The organism is Streptomyces sp. NPDC085927 (genome assembly GCF_044540975.1).
Lineage (GTDB): Bacteria > Actinomycetota > Actinomycetes > Streptomycetales > Streptomycetaceae > Streptomyces > Streptomyces hirsutus.
Map to the genome: position 1 here is coordinate 238,587 of NZ_JBITSN010000005.1, position 18,443 is coordinate 257,029.

General features: G+C 72.7%; 19 protein-coding genes. 11 read left to right on the plus strand and 8 right to left on the minus strand.

From position 1 onward, the window contains the following. Positions 1–171: 171 nt before the first annotated feature. On the minus strand, positions 172–1,377 hold the full coding sequence (locus tag ACIF80_RS15660) for a glycoside hydrolase family 64 protein (RefSeq protein ID WP_399804512.1): 1,206 nt from the start codon (positions 1,375–1,377) through the stop codon (positions 172–174). Positions 1,378–2,039: 662 nt separating this feature from the next. Here ACIF80_RS15660 and ACIF80_RS15665 point away from each other — a divergent pair. After that, positions 2,040–3,809 carry an ABC transporter ATP-binding protein gene (locus tag ACIF80_RS15665; RefSeq protein WP_399804515.1) on the plus strand — a complete coding sequence of 590 codons (1,770 nt, stop codon included), beginning with the start codon at positions 2,040–2,042 and terminating at the stop codon, positions 3,807–3,809. Positions 3,810–3,931: 122 nt separating this feature from the next. Continuing rightward, positions 3,932–4,192, plus strand: coding sequence for a DUF5133 domain-containing protein (locus tag ACIF80_RS15670; RefSeq protein WP_399804518.1), 261 nt, complete (start codon positions 3,932–3,934; stop codon positions 4,190–4,192). A gap of 7 nt (positions 4,193–4,199) precedes the next feature. On the opposite strand, the gene ACIF80_RS15675 is transcribed toward ACIF80_RS15670, so the two are convergent. Next, a complete protein-coding gene (locus ACIF80_RS15675) occupies positions 4,200–5,183 on the minus strand; it encodes a GlxA family transcriptional regulator (protein WP_399804520.1) in 984 nt (327 codons plus the stop codon). A 199-nt stretch (positions 5,184–5,382) separates the two neighbouring features. Between ACIF80_RS15675 and ACIF80_RS15680 the strand changes: the two genes are divergently transcribed. Together ACIF80_RS15680 and ACIF80_RS15685 are read left to right on the plus strand one after the other, a co-directional pair. Beyond that, positions 5,383–5,856: a hypothetical protein gene (locus ACIF80_RS15680; RefSeq protein WP_399804522.1), complete on the plus strand. Its 474-nt coding sequence runs from the start codon at positions 5,383–5,385 to the stop codon at positions 5,854–5,856. Between the two features lie 173 nt (positions 5,857–6,029). Continuing rightward, entirely contained in the window at positions 6,030–6,248 is a 219-nt protein-coding gene (locus ACIF80_RS15685) for a hypothetical protein (protein ID WP_399804525.1), read from the plus strand. Between the two features lie 61 nt (positions 6,249–6,309). Here the strand turns inward: ACIF80_RS15685 and tgmB are convergent, their stop codons facing one another. The 3 genes from tgmB to ACIF80_RS15700 all read right to left on the minus strand — a co-directional run bounded on the left by tgmB (position 6,310) and on the right by ACIF80_RS15700 (position 7,945). Beyond that, positions 6,310–7,293: an ATP-grasp ribosomal peptide maturase gene (gene tgmB, locus ACIF80_RS15690; RefSeq protein WP_399804528.1), complete on the minus strand. Its 984-nt coding sequence runs from the start codon at positions 7,291–7,293 to the stop codon at positions 6,310–6,312. A gap of 16 nt (positions 7,294–7,309) precedes the next feature. Next, complete coding sequence (gene tgmA, locus ACIF80_RS15695; RefSeq protein WP_399804531.1) at positions 7,310–7,501, minus strand: putative ATP-grasp-modified RiPP; 192 nt, start codon at positions 7,499–7,501, stop codon at positions 7,310–7,312. Positions 7,502–7,621: 120 nt separating this feature from the next. Continuing rightward, complete coding sequence (locus tag ACIF80_RS15700; protein ID WP_399804534.1) at positions 7,622–7,945, minus strand: YkvA family protein; 324 nt, start codon at positions 7,943–7,945, stop codon at positions 7,622–7,624. A gap of 405 nt (positions 7,946–8,350) precedes the next feature. Between ACIF80_RS15700 and ACIF80_RS15705 the strand changes: the two genes are divergently transcribed. Next, on the plus strand, positions 8,351–9,439 hold the full coding sequence (locus tag ACIF80_RS15705) for a hypothetical protein (RefSeq protein ID WP_399804536.1): 1,089 nt from the start codon (positions 8,351–8,353) through the stop codon (positions 9,437–9,439). Between the two features lie 97 nt (positions 9,440–9,536). Here ACIF80_RS15705 and ACIF80_RS15710 read toward each other — a convergent pair whose 3' ends face one another. Further along, entirely contained in the window at positions 9,537–10,739 is a 1,203-nt protein-coding gene (locus ACIF80_RS15710) for a hypothetical protein (protein ID WP_399804539.1), read from the minus strand. A gap of 505 nt (positions 10,740–11,244) precedes the next feature. On the opposite strand from ACIF80_RS15710, the gene ACIF80_RS15715 reads away from it, so the two are divergent. The 4 genes from ACIF80_RS15715 (at position 11,245) to ACIF80_RS15730 (ending at position 13,442) form a co-directional block, all read left to right on the plus strand. Then, positions 11,245–11,649, plus strand: coding sequence for a hypothetical protein (locus ACIF80_RS15715; RefSeq protein WP_399804542.1), 405 nt, complete (start codon positions 11,245–11,247; stop codon positions 11,647–11,649). Then, positions 11,646–12,425, plus strand: coding sequence for a hypothetical protein (locus tag ACIF80_RS15720; RefSeq protein WP_399804545.1), 780 nt, complete (start codon positions 11,646–11,648; stop codon positions 12,423–12,425). The genes ACIF80_RS15715 and ACIF80_RS15720 overlap by 4 nt, the downstream gene beginning before the upstream one ends. A gap of 38 nt (positions 12,426–12,463) precedes the next feature. Beyond that, positions 12,464–12,982, plus strand: coding sequence for a roadblock/LC7 domain-containing protein (locus tag ACIF80_RS15725; RefSeq protein ID WP_399804547.1), 519 nt, complete (start codon positions 12,464–12,466; stop codon positions 12,980–12,982). An 85-nt stretch (positions 12,983–13,067) separates the two neighbouring features. Then, entirely contained in the window at positions 13,068–13,442 is a 375-nt protein-coding gene (locus ACIF80_RS15730; protein WP_399804550.1) for a hypothetical protein, read from the plus strand. Positions 13,443–13,547: 105 nt separating this feature from the next. Here ACIF80_RS15730 and ACIF80_RS15735 read toward each other — a convergent pair whose 3' ends face one another. Together ACIF80_RS15735 and ACIF80_RS15740 are read right to left on the minus strand one after the other, a co-directional pair. Continuing rightward, positions 13,548–14,750 carry a globin domain-containing protein gene (locus tag ACIF80_RS15735; protein WP_399804553.1) on the minus strand — a complete coding sequence of 401 codons (1,203 nt, stop codon included), beginning with the start codon at positions 14,748–14,750 and terminating at the stop codon, positions 13,548–13,550. A 217-nt stretch (positions 14,751–14,967) separates the two neighbouring features. Continuing rightward, complete coding sequence (locus tag ACIF80_RS15740) at positions 14,968–15,363, minus strand: STAS domain-containing protein (protein WP_399804555.1); 396 nt, start codon at positions 15,361–15,363, stop codon at positions 14,968–14,970. 514 nt (positions 15,364–15,877) lie between these two features. Between ACIF80_RS15740 and ACIF80_RS15745 the strand changes: the two genes are divergently transcribed. Together ACIF80_RS15745 and ACIF80_RS15750 are read left to right on the plus strand one after the other, a co-directional pair. Then, positions 15,878–16,570, plus strand: coding sequence for a response regulator (locus ACIF80_RS15745; protein ID WP_399804558.1), 693 nt, complete (start codon positions 15,878–15,880; stop codon positions 16,568–16,570). A 150-nt stretch (positions 16,571–16,720) separates the two neighbouring features. Next, the gene (locus ACIF80_RS15750; RefSeq protein WP_399805267.1) at positions 16,721–18,397 is read left to right on the plus strand and encodes a GAF domain-containing protein; all 1,677 of its coding nucleotides are present in this window, start codon (positions 16,721–16,723) and stop codon (positions 18,395–18,397) included. Positions 18,398–18,443 lie beyond the last annotated feature (46 nt).

Genomic DNA, 18,443 nt, shown 5'->3' on the forward strand with positions numbered 1-18,443 from the left:
CCCGGCCCGCGGAAAACCTGCCCGCGGCGGCAGGGCGACCCTCGCGGGTGCGCCGGTGTCACGTCCCGCGGTCCCGGTGTCCTCGACGGTGCCTCTTCCCGCCCGCGGTGCACCGCGGGCGGGAAGAGGCACCGTCCGTCCTGTGGCCCTTCAGGGCTTTCGGGGCCGGCTTCAGAAGGGTGACAGCGTCAGGCGCACGCCCGTGGGGGCCGTGTCCTGGATGTACGAGGCGAAGTCGGCGACGTCGTCGAAGGCGAAGCCGTACGCCTTGCCGTCCTCCGTGGCCGTGTGCACGGCCTTGGAGTAGTGGTTGGTGAGCTCGGTCCGGTAGAAGGCCGAGGCGTCGGTGGTCGGCTGGTCGGGGTGGCTGAGCAGCGTCGAACGGTTGAAGCCGGCGCCGAGCACGGCGGCGACCGGGCCGGTCGTGCCGTCGTTCGGGGCGGCGAGCGCCCCGTCGCAGAAGAGGACGTCCCGGGTGGACGGCCTGCCGAAGGAGACCTGGGCGGGTCCGTCGAAGGTGAACCGGTCGCCGCGCACCCGGCCGGTGAAGGCACCGGCGTTGGTGGTGACCTTGAGGTCACGTCCGGTGTAGGTGCTCCACACCTCGTCGATGTACGGCGCGAGGTAGTCCTTGGCGAACAGACCCGCGTCCAGGCCGTGGCCCGGTGCGATGATCCGGGTGTCGTCCACGACGAGCCGCGAGAACGCCTCCACCTGCCTGAGCGCGGCGAACACGGCGCTGCGGCCCCCGTCCCGGAACACGCCCGTGGACTGCTCCTTGGAACCGGTGAGCCGGATGTTCATCGGCACGCTGAACATGTCGACCATCGTGGTGTTGCAGAACATGCCGGCGGAGTTGTGGGTGAACTCCGCGCAGTCGTGCAGCACACCGTGGTTGGGGTCCGAGGCGACCCAGCCGGCCGGGTACTGCAACGCCGCGTTGCCGTTGCCGTCCGCGACGGCCTTGAACTTGAGCTTCTGGCCGAGGGCCACGTAGATGCGGCCGGACATGTACGGCAGGGACAGCCGGGTCTCGCCACTGCCGGCCAGACTGATCGCGTAGTCGGTGAAGCCGTCGGCGCCGTTGTCCGACAGGGAGACCGGGGCCGCAGTGCCGTCGGGGGTGAGCCGCACCTGACGTCCGTCCTGATTGCCCACGACGTAGAGGTGGACGTTCGCGTTGCCGAAGGAGCCACTGTTGTTGACGATCGTCAGCGGGAGAGAGGCCGCGGCGGCCGCCACGGCCTGCGTGTCCGGGGACGTCTCCGCGAGGGCGTGGGGGGCGAGCGCGGTGGCGGCGGGCACGGCCACGGCCGCCCCGCCGAGGGCGAAGAGGACCTTCCGGCGGCCGAGGGAACGCTGGTGACGAGGAGTCATGTGGGGGGTCTCCTGAGGTGATCGAGTGGTTCTGGCGAGCCGTTTCCAGTGAGCTGTACCTGACAAGGTGCCGATGGGGTGCGGGGGTTGAGGGCCCCGAGCACCTCTCGATGGTGGTGAGAGCGCTCTCATTCGTGCGTCGGTGCCGGCGCCCGGCTCTGATGGTACGGACCGGAGTCACCCCCGCCAATGGGTCCGACTTGTCCCTCAACCTGCCCTGAGCAGGGCTTACTTGAAGTGCTCGCGAGAACCCCACACGTGCTTAAGCGCTTCTTAAGGGCTGCTTAAGCCAGGTCGGGCGGAGGGGCGCCCGATGTGCAGAGAGCGCTCCCTGCCCGCCGCGGCGCGGAGCGCTGCCGGGGACGTCCGTCCCGGAGGGTTCCGGCCTCCGGTGGCCGGCCCTCCCGCGCGATTCAGAGCCGTACCTGCTGAATGCGTTCGCATTTTCCTATTGGATTTCCCGCGGTGCGGGGACCAGGCTGGGACCGCTTGCCGGAGGCGGCGGGACGACATCCGGAAGAGGTCACGCACACGGGTCCGGTGTACTCCTGCCCGATCGGGGGGAAAGCGTTTTCCGGAGTGGGGGACGGAGAAAGCGTTCACCGCACCGCCGTGACCGGGCTGCACCTGCCGTACCTGGCTTCAGGGGAGGACCACCGCCGATGGCGTCGTCGCCGGCAAGACCACTCGACCACCGCTACCGGGGCGAGCACCCGGTCCGCACCCTCGCCTATCTCCTCCGTGCCGACCGCGGCCGGCTCGCCGCCGCGGTCGGCGTCTTCACGGTCAAGCACAGTCCCATCTGGCTGCTGCCGCTGATCACCGCATCCATCATCGACACCGTGGTGCAGCACCGGCCGGTCTCGCAGCTCTGGACCAGCACCGGCGTCATCATGTTCATCCTGCTGGTCAACTATCCGCTGCACCTGCTCTACGTGCGCCTCCTGTACGGCAGCGTCCGCCGCATGGGCACCGCCCTGCGCTCCGCCCTGTGCACGCGGATGCAGCAGCTCTCCATCGGTTACCACTCCCGCGTGAGCGCCGGTGTGCTCCAGGCCAAGGTCGTGCGGGACGTGGAGACCGTCGAACAGATGGTGCAGCAGACCGCGGAGATGGGGCTCGGCGCGATCACCGTACTCATCGGCGGACTGGTCATCATCGCCTTCCGCACGCCCGAGTTCCTGCCCGTCTTCCTGGTCGTCGTGCCCACCGCCGCCCTGCTCGTGGCCAGGCTGCGGTCCCGGCTGCGGACCCACAACGAGCACTTCCGGCACGAGGTGGAGACCCTGTCGTCCCGGGTGACGGAGATGACCCGGCTCATCCCGGTCACCCGCGCCCACGGGCTGGAGGGCAAGGCCCTGCGCCGGATGGACGGCACCCTGAACCGGCTGCTCACCTCCGGGATGCGCCTGGACCTGGTCAACGGCCGCTTCGGCTCGCTGGCCTGGGTGGTGCTCAACGTGGTGGGCGTCCTCGTACTGGCCGGCGCGGCGCTGATCTCGTACTACGACGTCTGGAGCGTCACCGCCGGCGACATCGTGATGCTGAGCGCCTTCCTGACCACACTCACCAACTCCACGACGACACTGGCCGGCCTGGCCCCGGTCATCACCAAGGGCCTCGAGTCCGTGCGCTCGGTCGGCGAGGTTCTCCAGGCGCCCGAACTGGAGGACAACGAGGGCAAGGCGCAGGTCACCGCCCTGCGCGGCGCGGTCACGTTCGAGGGCGTGGGCCACGCCTACGAGCGGGACGAGCGCCCTGCCGTACGCGACTTCACCCTCGACGTCGCCCCGGGCGAGACCGTCGCCCTCGTGGGCGCCTCGGGCGCGGGCAAGTCCACCGTGCTCAACCTCGTCATAGGCTTCATCCGTCCGACCTCGGGCCGACTGCTCCTCGACGGCGCCGACATGGACGGCCTCGACCTGCGCACCTACCGGCGCTTCCTGTCGGTCGTGCCCCAGGAGTCGATCCTCTTCGACGGCACGATCAGGGAGAACGTCGCCTACGGCATGGACGACGCCGACGAGGAGTCGGTGCGGTCCGCGCTGCGCGACGCCAACGCGCTGGAGTTCGTCGACCGGCTGCCCCAGGGCCTCGACACCCTCGTCGGGGAGCGCGGCGCCCGCCTGTCCGGCGGACAGCGCCAGCGCCTCGCCATCGCCCGCGCCCTGATCAGGGACCCGAAGGTGCTCGTCCTCGACGAGGCGACCTCGGCGCTGGACACCCGTTCCGAGGCGCTGGTCCAGGAGGCGCTCGCCCGGCTGCTGCACGGGCGGACCACCTTCGTCGTGGCGCACCGGCTGTCCACCGTGCGCGGTGCCGACCGGATCGTGGTCATGGCGGACGGCCGGATCCAGGAGATCGGCACCCACGAGGAACTGCTGCGCCGGGGAGGGGCGTACACCGCGCTGCACAGCGGGCAGGCGGCCTGACGGGGGACCAGGTCACCCGTCCGGTGCCCATCCAGTCCATTCCGTCCGGCCGGCCGGACGGAATGGACTACTTCCCGGCGATGCGGGTAGGCGCAGCCACACACCCAGAGAGAGGCGCCTTCGTGCTGGTACCGGATCCCAAGACCGTCAGACGACTGCTGACGCGTTACGCGACGCTGCGGATCGCACAGGCGGAGCGGCACTCGCCCGTCGCGGCGCGCGAGCTGGAGGACATCACGTACACGCTCTGCGTGATGACGGGAGCGGCCGGCATCCGCGAGGCCGTCACCCGCGCGGACGCGCTGCTCGCCCAGGAGCGGACCGCGCCCGCCGGCCGGACCACGGACCCGGACGGCGAGAACGGCCGCTGCCTGGCCGTGTGACCGGCGGCTACGAGCCGGTGCCCGCGACGGGCCGTCCGACGGGCCGCCGCCCGTGGAACGCCGACCGGTACGCGTACGGCGTGGTGCCCACCACCTTGCGGAACCGCTCGCGGAACGCCGTGGGCGAGCCGAACCCGGACTGCTGGGCGATCCGCTCGACCGTGTAGTCGCTGTTCTCCAGCAGGTACTGGGCGCGCCGCACCCGCGCCCGCAGCAGCCACTGCACCGGCGTGGTGCCCGTCTGCTCACGGAAACGGCGGCCGAAGGTGCGCTCGCTCATCCCGGCACGCGCCGCCATCGCCCCGAGGGTGACCTCGTGCGCCAGGTTGTCCTCGAGCCACTCGAACAGCGGCTCGAAGGCCGACCCGCGGGGCACGGGCGGGTGCTCGTGCACGATGAACTGGGCCTGCCCGCCCTCCCGTTCCAACGGCATGACGGACATCCGGGCCGTGTGCGCGGCCACCGCCGAGCCGAGGTCCCGGCGGACCATGTGCAGGCACATGTCCAGCGCGGCGGCGGCACCGGCCGAGGTGAGGATCTGCCCGTTGTCGACGTAGAGCACGTCCGGCTGTACTTCGACGCGTGGAAAGGAGCGGGCCAGTTGGTCCGCGGCCACCCAGTGCGTGGTGGCGCGCAGCCCGTCCAGCAGCCCCGCCTCCGCCAGCACGAACGCGCCCACGCACACCGAGGCGATCCGGGTGCCCGCCCCGGCCGCCCGGCGCAGCGCCGTGACGACGGCGGGGGAGAGCGGCGGGGCGCCCTCGGCGCGGCCCGGGACGATGATCGTGTCGGCGTCCGCCAGCGCCTCCAGTCCGCGGTCGACGCGCAGGAACAGCCCGCCGTCCGCCGCCACCTCGGGTGTCTCCGCGCACGGCCGCACCCGGTAGGCGGGCCGGCCGTCGGGCAGCCGCGTCCAGTCGAAGGTCTGCATGGGGGCCGCCATGTCGAACGGGATGACCCGGTCGAGCAGAAGAATCGCCACGGAGTGCATGAACGCCACGATAGGCGGATTCCCGCCACCTGTAAGGGCCGGGGCAGAAGTGGGCAGTGGTGCGGCGAACCGGAGGAAAGGCAGACGGGCGTGGTTGGCGGGAACCCGTCGGAAGCTGTCGATCCAGCCCCTGGGTGAAGACCCCGAGGGCCCTTAGCGTGAGCCCTTCACCGCTGATCACGCCAAGGAAAGAGCCCCGGTGACCAAGTTCCTGCTGTCCCTGCACGTCCTCGCCGCCATCCTCGCCGTCGGTCCCGTGACCGTCGCGGCGAGCATGTTCCCGCCGGCCGCGCGCCGCGCCGCGCCCGCCGGGGGTGACGGACCGGTCGCGGCGGCTGTGACCACCGTCGAGGTGCTGCACCGCATCTGCAGGGTCTACTCCCGCATCGGCGTCGCGGTGCCCGTGCTCGGGCTGGCCACCGCGCTCGCCATGGGCGTTCTGGGTGACGGCTGGCTCGTCACCTCCGTCGGGCTCACGGCGGCGGCCGCGGCCGTCCTGCTCGCCTTCGTACTGCCCCGTCAGGACGAACTCGTCGAGCAGCTGACCCGGCAGCGGTCCGTCGACCGACGGGCGACAGCGCAACTGGCGATGTTCACAGGGGTGTTCAACCTGTTGTGGGCGACGGTCACGGTTCTCATGATCGTCCGCCCCGGTTCGACCACGGGCGCCTGACCGGACCCGGTACCGCTCCGTGCCGCCTGCCCCCCGGGGCGCGGGACTATCCCTGGTGGACTCGTCTGCGTCAAGTCGTACGGGTGAATTCCCCCTGAAGGATGTGCGGGCGCATACACTCGTCAGTCGCGTCCCCGTCCCGGGGCCGACGAAGCAGAGAGGCACGTTGCAGGGTGTTCAAGGAATCCCCCATCTACGACCGACTCATCACGGAGCGCGGCGATGTGCCCGCACAGGTCCGCAGCGAGGCCGAACGAGTGAACAGGGAACTGGAGCTGGTCATGGGGCCCCTGCAGTCCCCCGGATACTCCCAGGGCGGCCTCGACCGGCAGCAGTCCCCGGGCAACGGCTGGCAGCGCACCGCCCTTCTGCCCGGCCCCAGGCCGCACTGATCCGGGTACCGCCCCGGAGGGCGGGCCCGTACCACCACGCTCCCACGGGGTGACGGGCCCCTCAGCATGCCGTGGTGGGCGTCCTGTCGGCCTCCACCGTCTCCTCGGGGACGGGCCGCGCCAGCCACTCGGCGACGGTACGCGCGATCGGCTGGCCCGTCTCCACCTCGACGAACCCGAACTGCCCCGACTGGTTGCACTCCAGGAACCACCACGTCCCGTCGGCGTCCTCGGCGAAGTCGAAGGCACCGTAGGCCAGTTCGGCTTCGCGCAGATAGGCGCGGACGGAGTCGGCGATGCGTGGCAGTACATCGACCGGCTCCCAGGGCGCCCCGGGCGGCGCGAAACGTACATCCACCTCCACCGGTTCGGCGCCGGGGTCCGCGGCCTTGCGGGCGGCCAGCAGTCGCTCGCCCACGGCGGTGAGCCGGATGTCGGCGCGCTTCGCGATCCGCCGCTGGAGCAGTGTCGGCCCGAACGCCACGGCGGCGAAGTCGGTGTCCGGCGCCACCCTGCTGGTCGGCACGGCCCGCGGCGGATCCTGCGGATGTGCTCCGGAAACGGGCTTGACCACCAGGTCCGGGAACCGCTCGGCGAACTCCCGGGCGGCGCGCGGGAAGGTCGTGATCACGGTGGCCGGCACGGGCAGGCCGCAGCGCTGTGCCAGCCGGAGCTGCCACGGCTTGTGGCGTGCCTGCCGGGCCGCGTCCGGATGGTTCATCCAGCGGGCGTCCGAGCCGCGCAGCATCCCGTAGAGAGCCTGAGCGGCCTCCTCGGTCAGCCAGGGCGACGGCTGGGCCGCCCGCCCGGCCGGGGTGCCCGGCCTGCGCACCCACACGGACCGCAGCCCGCCGATGCTCACCAGCCGCCCCCCGGCGGAGAGATGGCCGCGAAAACGGCCGTGCACGTATTCACCCGAGAGCGAGACGCCGACGGTCAGATCGGCAGGGTCGAGGCGTACCACCGGGACTCCGGAGCCGTGCAGGTGCACGACCACCATGTCGGCGGTCACATCCTCCTCGCAGGTGAGGATCAGTACGGTCATCGTCTGCGACTCACGGTCAGTCGTCGAAGTGAGTCTTGGAACCCGCCGTGGACGTCGTGGTGCCCACCTCTCGCAACAGCGCGTGATCGCAGGCCGCCACTCGTCCGTCGGCGAGGACGTTCAACTGCAGTCCGGAGTCGTACACATACGGAGTGCTTATGACCAACTCCCGTGCCGGACGTGCGTAGTTGAGCGCGAACGGTTGCATCGTCTCTCCCTCGTCGGTGCTGCGCCGACCAGGCGACGGCCCACTGTGCACCGCTGCTTGGTCCGCCGACTTGTTTTGGCTTCCAGAGACTTATACGAATCGAACGGGTGGTTGGTTTCCTCACGGAGCGTAGTCGTGAGCGGGTTCGCGATCCGGGCGCCGGGACGTCGTTCCGGGTGAACCCGCGCCGAGGGATCCGCGCAGGGAGCGCAGCGCGAGCAGCAGCACGCCGATGTCGTCCAGATACACCGGGTCGGGCAGCAGGTCGGTCGGCAGGACGAGGTAGAGGACCGCGCCCCAGAACACCCAGCGCGGGCCCGTGGGCAGACCGGCGCGCCGCAGCTCGCGCCGGGTGCGGACCAGTCGCACCGTGAGGGCCACGGCGCAGGCCAGCACGGCGGCCGCGGCGACGGCGGCCACGACGAGTACCACGGTGGTGTCCACGGGCTGTCCTCCTCGAGGTGCGGCGAGAGACCGGTCTCCCTGTCCGGATGCCCGGGAACGGCTCCGGTATGACCCCCCGAGGGGAGCCGGCGGAGTGGCACAGGTCATACCGGTGGCCCAGCCGAGTGGCCGTGCCGGGCGGGGGCGCTTAGTAATGGTCCACGTAACGTCGCTCGTCGTACGTCCGGGGGCGAGGAGCGGCCTGAGTCTTCATTCATGGAGCCGAGCATGACCACCTGCTCATCGACACCCCCGTCGAACACCTCGAGTCCCTCGAGCGACTCGACCGTCTCGACTGCCTCCGAGATATCCGGCGGGACGGACTTGGTCCTCCCGCCGGAGCCGCCGCCGGCGCCCCTTCCGGCCGCCGGAACGGTCTACGGCACCGGTGGGCCGCGTCCGGACGTGAACCCGGCGGATTCCCTACGCCCCGGGGAGGAGGAGCGGGGCCGGCAGCAGTACGGCGACCCCGTGGGCAACCTGGTGTACGCGGCGGTGTCGGACCGCCCCCCGGACGAGGTCGCCGACCTCATCACGTCACTGGCCCGTTCACCCGAACACACCCGGGCCGTGGTCGACGCCCTGCGCGTCATCGGGGTGAGCCGCCCCGTGGAGGACGTGGCCCGTCTGGTCGCCCTGCTGACCCGGCCGCCCCGCGACGCCGACAGCGCGGACGAGGCGATCCGGGCCGCCGCGGCCCACCGTCCGGTGGAGGACGTGACCCGGCTGGTGGCACTGCTGCACAGCGAGCAGCTGGCACCCCACTGCCGTGAGGAGGCACTGCGGGCCGCCGCCTCCGGCCGCTCCGTCGAGGAACTCATCGAGCTGATAGACCGTCTGGCCGCGCAGCCCCCACCGGATCGCCTCGACCGCCCCGCGCCCGAACCGTCCTGGTACGAGGACGAGCGCGGGGACCGGCACCGGGAAGAGCGCGGGGGTGTACGGGACGACGAGCGCCGTGGGGGGCCGGAGGCGGGCTTCCCGCCCCCGCACCGCGGCGCCCGGGGCGCGGCGGCCCTGCACTCGAGGCGGCGCGTCCGGCACCCCCGCCGGGCACACGCGCAGCCCGTCCGGTCCATGACCTGGACGAGCTGGTCCGCCGCGGTGGCCCTCGCCGTGTGCGCGGTGGTCCACTTCCCGCTGCGGGGTGACGGTTTCTCCCTGATCCCGCACGCCCTCGCGGTCGGTCTGCCGGTGCTCTGCACGGCGCTGGCCCTGTTCCTGGTCGTACGCCCCGGCGTGCTCGTACTGGCGGCGGCGGTCGTGCTGCCGGCCACCCTGGCCGGGACCCACGCCTCCGGCGGTACCTTCCCGTCCGCCGTCCTGTCCCGGGCCGTCGGCCTCGCACTCGCCCCGCAGTGGCTCGCCGGCGCGGCGGCCGTCGTCGCCGCGCTCCTGGCGCTGACGGCCCTGGTCGTCCGGGTGGTGTCCCCGTTCCCCGGCAGGCACTGGGCGGTGTGGCCGCCGCCCGGCACACCCCGGATGCCGGACTGACCGCCGTACGGCCCGGGCGGCATGCCGCCCGGACGGGCGGCATGCCCTCACCTGTCCGGCCCTCACCTGTCCGGCGCGACCCGCCGGACAGGCCGCCCTACGGACCGGAGGACGTCGACTGCGCGTCGGCGGCGGGCAGGGCCCGGCGCTCTTCGCCGGCGGGCGACGGACGGCGTGCCCGGGGGCCGAACCTCAGGCGCTCGAACGTGCGGGTCAGCTGCTGCATCGGGGACGGAGCCCGCGTGCCGGGCGGCAGGGCCCCGCCGCCCGATGCCCCGGCGGCCTCCCGGTACGCGGCCAGCGCCTCGTGGGCGCTCTCGGCGGCCTCCCGGTACAGGTCGCGGGACGTGGTCATGGCCTCCAGCGCCTCGGCGTACAGGGAGACCAGCCGGCGTTCGCGGGCGAGTTCCTCCTCCAGGTTCAGCAGACGCCAGTCCTCCCGCAGCGCGGTCAGCGCCGCCTCGGCCCCGGCCGGCAGCGGACGCGGCAGGGCCGCGAACCGGGTCACCGCGTCGACGAGGCCGGCCGGCCGGGTGCCGTCCAGGAAGACCGCGCGCACCGAGAACTCCCCGGCGTCGTAGCCCTCCGGGACCGGGCTGCCGGGCAGGACCACCGCGCCGCCGCGCGGCACCTCTACGCCACAGTCGCGCAGCGCCCAGTTCACGACCCGCAGCTGGTGCGGTGCGGCCCGGTGCTCCACCACACGGTGCCGCAGGCCCGGCGGCAGCCAGCGGGCGAGCGGCACCCGGCCGCGGTCGCCCGTGGTCATCGCCTCGTGGACGACGACGTGGATGTTCCACCCGTTCCCGCTCGCGTTTCGCGCACAGTCGCGCATCAGCCGCCGTACGGCCTTGTCGTCCTCGGGGAGCGGGCTGATCTCTCCCAGCCGCAGTCCTGTGGCCGCGTCGTGGTTCCATCCCGTGTCCGGTTCGTCCGTGGGCCAGAACATGCCGGTGGGGGACGGCCACATGAGGTCCCACGGTTGTTCGGCCTCGGCGACCAGGACCCAGGGCCGGTCTCCGTCGGCACCGGGTCCGACACTCAGCCGGGCGCGTACGGTCACCGAGCCGGCGACCCGGACACGGGCCTGGAACACCAGGCCCGGCGCGCCGTGCCGCGGCTCCGTCCCCGCCGCGGGCGGCTCCTCGGGCAGTTCCAGGAAGGAGTCGATGTCCCCCTTCTCCTCCAGCCGGTGCAGGGTGCGCCGGAGTACGTCGTGTGCGGAGATCCCGGAGTACCGGCCGGCGGTCAGCCAGACGGAGGGCGGGATCACGGGGCGGGCTGTGCGTGAGGTAGGCATGGGTCCAGGGGTGAACGGGGGCACGTGCTTCCTGCCATTGTCGCCGCTGTCGGACGGCGGGACCGACGCGGGTTGATCACCGGACGGCGTTTCTCGTTCCCGCTACCCGTATGGCGGGACCCTCGTGTGCCACGTGTCACCCCTCGTACGTGTCACCCTCTGCGTCGTGCGCCCACGGGGGTGCCGCGCACGGGGTGTGCGGAGCGCACACGTGGTGGAGGGCCGTCACCCGTGGCCGCGACGGTGCCCGGTCACCACAATGGGCCCCCGCGAGCAGGGCCGGCCCGCCATCCGCACGGGGAAGGCCCTGCCCGCCCCTCTGCCGCTCCGGGGACCCCCTCCCGGCGCTCGTGTCCGACCCCGAAAAGCGCCGACGGTACCAGCGCCGAAGGGACGATGCCGCATATTCCAAAGGAAAACACCAAAGCCCACACCTCGATCGAGTACACAGCGTAGCTTCGACGTCACGTTCGCGGTACGGCCGTGCGATGGAGGGGGATCCGGCGTGCCCGGAATCGATGAGAGCCTGCTGGAAGCCATGCGACTGCCCGGTGCGCGAGGAGCGCTGGTGGTCGACTGGATCAGTGGACTCGCGCTCGGCGCGGTGGGTGAGGCGCCGGGCGACGACCCGGAGGCCACGGCGGCGGAGACCGCCGAACTCGCCCGCCTCGCCATGGAGAGCGGCACACTCGCACCGGCCGACGGCGCGGCGTCCGTTCTGTCCGGCAAGGAACCGCCCGTCCAGGACCTGATCCTCACCACCGTCGACGCGTACCACCTGCTCCGGTTCGTGATCACGACCTTCGACAGCACCGTCTTCCTGTACCTGTGGCTCGACCGCGCCGAAGGCAACCTGGCCCTGGCCCGCATCCGGCTGGCCGAGATGGCGGACCGGCTGGTGCTCGGATGACCATCGCGGCAGCCACCGACGGATCGGCGCCCGCCATGCTCGGCAGCCTCGCGGCCGACCGCGCCACCGGGGCCCTCTCCACCGAGTCCGGGGTCTTCTACCTGGCAGCGGGGCGCGTGGTCCACGTCGAATCCGCGTACAGCCCCGACCTCGGCGATCTGCTGACCCGCAGCGGCGCGCTCCCCGCCGACGGCTGGTGGGAGGCGGTCGAGCGGGCCGGGGCCCGCCACCGCGTCGGCCGTCAGCTCGTGGACAGCGGCCGGCTCACCACCGGCGCGCTGGAGCTGTGCCACCTGGGCGCGCTCTTCGACGCCGCGTACTTCGCGCTCGCCCAGGACACCGCCGCACTCCGCTTCAGACCCGAGGCCGCCCACTGGTTCGGCGCGGTCCGTCCCGTCCCGGTGGCCGGCGTGCTGCGCGAGTCGCGGCGCCGCCGTGACCTGCTGGACCGCATCTGGCCCGACCCCGCCGTCGACACCGCCCCGCTCACCCGTGTGCCCGGTGCCGACCCGGCGGACCTGCCGCCCCGCCGCGGCCGGACCCTCGCCCGGGTCGACGGCGCCAGCACCGCCGCGCAGATCGCCTCGGCCCTCGCGTGCCGCACCTTCCACACCCTCGTCGAGCTGCGCCGCCTGGCAGCCGACGGACTGATCACCCCCGCACCGCCCCCGCCCGCCGCCCCCGTCCGCCCGGGCACCGGAGCACCCGGCGAGGCGTGGGACGAGCCCGACACGGCACTGCTGCGACGGCTCCTGGACGCCTTGGAGGCCCTGTGATCCGCGCGCGTCGACAGCGTGCCGAAAGGAGACTGCTCATGGCCGTCGAGACCGACGTGCTGGACGAACTGCGTCGGCTCCGTACCCGGATCCCCCGGCTGGCGGGGTCGCTCGCGGCCACCGTCGACGGACTCGTCCTCGCCCACGACGTGCCCGACACCGAGCCGGAGGGCCTGGCCGCGCTCACCGCCGCCGCGCTCGGCGTCGCGCACCGGATGACGGATGCCGCCGTTCGCGGCGAGTTCCGCGAACTGCTGGTGCGCGGCACCCTGGGCTACGTGGCGACCTATGCCGCCGGAAGCACCGCGGTGCTCACCCTGCTCGCCGACGACCGGGTCAACGTGGGCCGGCTGCATCTGGAGGGCCGGCGCAGCGGTGCACGGATCGCGGACCTGATCGACGCCCGTGTCGGTCCGGGCGGGGGCAGGCACGCGGAGCGCGCGGCGCTCGACACGCACGCCCCGTCGTCCCCGGACGCCGACCGCCGGATCGGCACCCTGCCGGTGCGCACCCCGCAGCGGCCCGCACACCAGCCCCGGCCCCAGCCCGGCGGCTGAATCCCGGCCTTTTCCCCTCGGCCGGCCCCGTGACACGACCTGGTGGCCGGCCGGAACAACCATCACGACCGAAAGGACACCTCTCATGGCCAACACCGAGACCTCGCTCAAGGACTGCCTCAGCTCCATCGAGGGAGCCACGGCCGCCGCACTCGTCGACTACACCAGTGGCATGGCGCTCGGCACGATCGGCGGTGGCAAGGACTTCAACCTGGAGGTCGCCGCCGCGGGCAACACCGACGTCGTGCGCTCGAAACTGCGGACCATGGAACTCCTGGGGCTGAAGGAAGAGATCGAGGACATCCTGATCACCCTGGGCACCCAGTACCACCTGATCCGCCTGATCAAGGGGCGCGGCGGCAACGGGCTGTTCCTGTACCTGGTGCTGGACAGCGGCCGCTCCAACCTGGCGATGGCCCGCCACCAGTTGCGCCGGATCGAGAACGATCTGGAGGTCTGAGACAGGACCGTCGAGAACCGGTCCGGACCGCCACGGGCCCGGACCGCGACGGGTGGGGCCCTTCACGCGTAGTGCGTGAAGGGCCCCACCCGTCGTACGACGCGGTCAGGCCGCCTCGGGGAGCCACAGATCGGGACCGAAGACCTCGTAGCTGATCTGCCGGGCGGGGACGCCCGCGCCCAGGAGCCGGCCGCGCGCCGTACGCATGAACGGCAACGGGCCGCACAGATACACCGACGCGTCCGCCGGGACGTCGATCCCGGTGAGGTCCATCAGGCCGCTGCGCGCCCCGGGCTCCTCGGCGCCCGGCCGCTCGTACCAGAAGACCGCGCGGGCGTCCGGCAGTTGCTCCACCAGGGCCCGTACCTCGGTGCGCAGGGCGTGCTCCTCGGGCGAGGCGTCGGCGTGCAGCACCAGGACCCGGCGCGTCGAGCCGGCCGCCGCGAGCCGGGCGAGCATGCCCACCATGGGCGTGCAGCCGATCCCGGCCGAGACCAGCACCAGCGGGGTGTCCGCCTCGTCGAGGGCCACGTCGCCGGCCGGCACGGACAGGGCGAGTTCGTCACCGGCGCGGGTGTGCGCGTGGAGCAGGTTGGAGACCTCCCCGTCCGGTGCCTCCGCGTCCCCGGTGACCCGCTTGACGGTGATGCGGCGGAGATCGCCGCCGGGGTCCGAGGACAGGCTGTACTGGCGCAGCTGGTGCACCCCGTCGGGCATCCGCAGCCGTACGCTCACGTACTGCCCGGCCCGTGCGCGCGGTGCCGGTTCGCCGTCGGCCGGGCGCAGCACGAAGGACACGACGTCGGCGGTCTCCTCGTGCCGTTCGACGACCGTCCACCGCTGCCAGATGTCGCCCGGCGCGACCCCCGCCTCCTGGTAGAGACGGGCCTCCTGCCCGATGAGGGCGCCTGCCATCAGCCAGTACACCTCGTCCCAGGCCGCGGCCACCTCGGGGGTGACGGCGTCGCCGAGGACCTCCGCTATCGCACCGAACAGGTACTTGTGCACGATCGTGTACTGGTCGTCGGTGACCCCGACCGCGATGTGCTTGTGCGCGATCCGGGCCAGCAGGGCGTCCGGCCGGGTGTCCGGGTCGGCGAGCAGCGCCTGCGCGAAACCGGCGATGGAACCGGCCAGCGCCCGGCGCTGGGCCCCGCTGGCCTGATTGCCCCGGTTGAACATGCCGTCCAGGAGTTCGGGGCGGTCGCGGAGCATGGCACCGTAGAAACGTGCGGTGATCTCGTCGAGAGCCCCGGCCACGGCGGGAAGGGTGGCCCGGACCACTGCGGCGGATTCTTCGGACAGCATGAGGTCTCCCAACGACATGACGGGATGCGGGGTTTGGGCCGCCGTTCCGGACCGGCGGCACCTTCTGTATAGCAATCCGACCAGCGTGTTTCCGGCGGTAACCACTGCTCGTGGGGTGCTGCGGGCCCATCGGCCCGGCAGGAGAGGACCTTCGGTCCCGGGCGGCGCCCCGGGAATGGGGCCGGTCGGCTCGGCCCCGGGACTCATGGGACGTTGTTCAGGGGCGGGGGCCTCTGCCCGCCGAGGGGCGGGAGACGGCCGCGTCGAGCTCCGCCGGCAGGCGGGGGAGGAGTTCGAACACGCCGGTGAGCCGGGTGTGGTGGAGGACCCGCAGCAGACCGGGGCTGCGCGTGATCAGCCGCAGCCGCCCGCCCCGGGACAGGGCCCGACGGCGCGCACGGCACAGCGCGCGCAGGCCCGAGCAGTCGATGAACGACACGGCGCGCAGATCGAGCACCAGGTCGGGGAAGGCACCGGCGGTCAGCACGTCCAGGCGCTGCGACAGGGCCGGCGCGGTGAGCAGGTCGAGTTCACCCCGCGGGGCGACGAGCGTCGTTCCGGCGACCCTCCGCTCGGTCGGATCCGCCGCGTGCCTGCCGTGGTTCTCGGACATACCGGCCAGTCAACCCGCAGTGAAGAGCCCGCCGGTAGGGCCGCTCGGCCCTACCGGCGGGCCACAGGTGCCGAAGGGTGCTGCCGGCCGGTAGGAGTCCCGCGCACGGGCACCGGGCCGGCACCGGCGGGGCGGCCCGGCGGTCCAGTGGTTCGCCCCGTCGGTACCGTGGACGGAGCGACACCGCGGGGGATCGGTGCCGCTCCTGTCTCCGACGATGGCCCAGCCCTCCGGCACGCTCCAGATGCCGATGGTCCCCGGTACCCGGACCGACCGGCCCTGCTCGTCCCGAGGAGCCTTGGAGCTCGTCCGGAGCGGTGGGGAGCCGACCGGCCGGCCGAAGGACGGGGGACCCCGGCGGAGAACAGGTGGCCCGACGGGAATCAGGGCCGATCGGCCCTGGCCGTTCGGCCCTGGACCGAGAAGGATCTGGGTGAGGGACCTCCCGGTGGCCGGTGGCCGGGGGCACCGGGACACGGCGTACGGCCCGGCACACGAGGACAAGGAGCGTCAGATGGCGGACAGCGAGCGGCCGGCACCCGACCGGCCCGTCCGGGTCTTCCTGCTGGACGACCACGAGGTGGTCCGCCGCGGAGTGCACGACCTGCTGAACGACGAACCGGACATCACCGTCGTCGGCGAGGCCGCCACCGTCGAGCAGGCCCTGGTCCGCGTCCCCGCGCTCCGCCCCGACGTGGCGGTCCTCGATGTCCGCCTGCCCGACGGCGACGGGGTGACCGTGTGCCGCGAGCTGCGCTCGAAGCTGCCGGATCTGGCCTGCCTGATGCTCACCTCGTTCGACGACGAGGAGGCCCTGCTGGACTCGATCATGGCGGGCGCCTCCGGCTACGTGCTGAAGCAGATCCAGGGCTCGGACCTGGTCACGGCCGTGCGGACGGTCGCCTCCGGCCAGTCCCTGCTCGACCCGAGCGCCACCACCCGCCTGATGGCCCGGCTGCGGCAGGAACAGGAGCCGGAGGAGGAGCAGGACGCCCTGCCCGGGCTGACCGAACGCGAGCGGGAGATCCTCGCCCTGATCGGCGAGGGGCTGACCAACCGGCAGATCGGCCAGCGGCTGTATCTGGCGGAGAAGACGGTGAAGAACCACATCTCCCGGCTGCTGGCCAAGCTCGGCGTGGAACGCCGTATCCAGGCCGCCGTGATCGCCACCCAGGCACAGGACCGGTCGCGGCGCACGAGTCGCTGACGCCCGGTTCGCCGACCGGTGGGAAACGGCCGGGCCGCGCCCGTTAACGTGGACCTGCCGGGAACACGCTGCCGGTAGGGCGAGCGAACGGGAGGACCACGGGTGGAGAGCTCCGAGCGGGACGGGGACCCCCGTCCGCTGCTGCCGCAGATGCGGCTGGACGAGCTGCTGGAGGAGCTCCAGGCCCGGATCGACGCGGCCCGCGGCACGCGCGACCGGGTGCACAGCCTGCTGGAGGCCGTCCTCGAGGTGGGCCGCGAGCTGGACCTGAAACAGGTCCTGCACAGCATCGTCGACGCCGCGGCGGTGCTGGTGGACGCCGAGTACGCCGCCCTCGGCGTGATCGGTCCCGACGGCAAGCGGCTGTCGGCCTTCCACACGGTCGGGGTCAGCGAGGAGGAGATCGCCCGCATCGGCCACTACCCCGAGGGCCACGGCATCCTCGGGGAGCTGATCCGGCATCCCGAGCCGCTGCGGCTGACGAAGCTGTCCGGGCACCCCGCGTCCTTCGGTTTCCCGGCCCACCACCCGCCGATGAACAGCTTCCTCGGCGTCCCCATCCGGGTCCGCGACCAGATCTTCGGCAACCTGTACCTCACCGAGAAGCGTGCCGGGGCACAGTTCGACGAGGAGGACGAGTCGGTCCTGTCGACCCTGGCCGTCGCCGCCGGCGTCGCCATCGACAACGCCCGGCTGTACGAGGAGTCCCGGCTGCGGGAGCGGTGGCTGCAGGCGAACACGGAGATCACCCACGCCCTGATGTCCGGCAGCGGCGGCAGCGAGGCCCTGCTGCTGATCGCCGACCGGGCCATGGAGATCACCGGCGCGGCACTCGCCGAGGTGGCGGTGCCGATGGAGGGCACCGCATCGCTGACCGTGGAACTCGCCCTGGGGCAGGGGGCGGAGACCCACCGCGGACTCGTCGTCCCCGTCGACGACAGCCTGCTGGGCCGGGCGTTCACCAGCGCCGCCCCCGTCACCAGCCCGGACGTCTCCTGCGACGAGCGGGTGTCGTCCGGACCGCCGCGCTTCGCCGGCCTCGGCCCGGCGGTGGCCGTGCCCGTGGGGTCGGGGGACGGCGTACGGGGCATCGTCCTGCTGGTGCGCGCCGCGGGTGGCGGCGAGTTCTCCGAGAAGGAGATCGAGCCGCTGCAGGGCTTCGCCGCGCAGGCCGCCGTGGCCATGGAACTGGCGGAGCGCCGCCGCGACGCCGAACAGATCGCGGTGCTCGAGGACCGCGACCGCATCGCCCGGGACCTGCACGACCTGGCGATCCAGCGGTTGTTCGCCACCGGGATGACGTTGCAGAGCGCCGGCCGTTTCATCGAGCACAAGGAGGCCTCGGAGCGGGTCTCCCGTGCGGTGGACGACCTGGACGAGACGATCAAGATCATCAGATCGACCATTTTCGGTCTGCGCGCCCACGACACCGCCTCCGGGACCGGACTGCGGGCCCGCGCCGTGCGGGTGGCCGGCGAGACGGCCCCCGTGCTGGGCTTCGCGCCCAGTGTGCGGATGGAGGGCCTGGTCGACACCCATGTGCCGAAGGAGACCGCCGACCATCTGGTGGCCGTCCTGTCCGAGGCCCTGACCAACATCGCCCGGCACGCGCGTGCCGGCCGGGTCGAGGTGGCCCTCGAGACCGACGGCCGCGAGGTGCGGCTGACCGTCACCGACGACGGCGTGGGCATCCCGGAGGGCGGCCGCCGCAGCGGGCTGCGCAACATGGCCGAACGCGCCGCGCAACTGGGCGGCGGCCTGGAGATCGACAGCGCCCCGGACCGCGGAACCACCCTGGTGTGGCGCGTGCCCGTGCGGGAGGGGTAGCCCTCCCGCACGGGCGCTTCGCGTCGGTGATCCGGAGGTACCTCCG

Excerpts from the sequence above, each read along its gene's own strand:
- ACIF80_RS15660 (WP_399804512.1), bottom strand. The coding sequence starts at position 1,377 with ATGACTCCTCGTCACCAGCGTTCCCTCGGCCGCCGGAAGGTCCTCTTC.
- ACIF80_RS15665 (WP_399804515.1), top strand. The coding sequence starts at position 2,040 with ATGGCGTCGTCGCCGGCAAGACCACTCGACCACCGCTACCGGGGCGAG.
- ACIF80_RS15675 (WP_399804520.1), bottom strand. The coding sequence starts at position 5,183 with ATGCACTCCGTGGCGATTCTTCTGCTCGACCGGGTCATCCCGTTCGAC.
- tgmB (WP_399804528.1), bottom strand. The coding sequence starts at position 7,293 with ATGACCGTACTGATCCTCACCTGCGAGGAGGATGTGACCGCCGACATG.
- tgmA (WP_399804531.1), bottom strand. The coding sequence starts at position 7,501 with ATGCAACCGTTCGCGCTCAACTACGCACGTCCGGCACGGGAGTTGGTC.
- ACIF80_RS15710 (WP_399804539.1), bottom strand. The coding sequence starts at position 10,739 with ATGCCTACCTCACGCACAGCCCGCCCCGTGATCCCGCCCTCCGTCTGG.
- ACIF80_RS15720 (WP_399804545.1), top strand. The coding sequence starts at position 11,646 with ATGACCATCGCGGCAGCCACCGACGGATCGGCGCCCGCCATGCTCGGC.
- ACIF80_RS15725 (WP_399804547.1), top strand. The coding sequence starts at position 12,464 with ATGGCCGTCGAGACCGACGTGCTGGACGAACTGCGTCGGCTCCGTACC.
- ACIF80_RS15730 (WP_399804550.1), top strand. The coding sequence starts at position 13,068 with ATGGCCAACACCGAGACCTCGCTCAAGGACTGCCTCAGCTCCATCGAG.
- ACIF80_RS15735 (WP_399804553.1), bottom strand. The coding sequence starts at position 14,750 with ATGCTGTCCGAAGAATCCGCCGCAGTGGTCCGGGCCACCCTTCCCGCC.
- ACIF80_RS15740 (WP_399804555.1), bottom strand. The coding sequence starts at position 15,363 with ATGTCCGAGAACCACGGCAGGCACGCGGCGGATCCGACCGAGCGGAGG.
- ACIF80_RS15745 (WP_399804558.1), top strand. The coding sequence starts at position 15,878 with ATGGCGGACAGCGAGCGGCCGGCACCCGACCGGCCCGTCCGGGTCTTC.
- ACIF80_RS15750 (WP_399805267.1), top strand. The coding sequence starts at position 16,721 with ATGCGGCTGGACGAGCTGCTGGAGGAGCTCCAGGCCCGGATCGACGCG.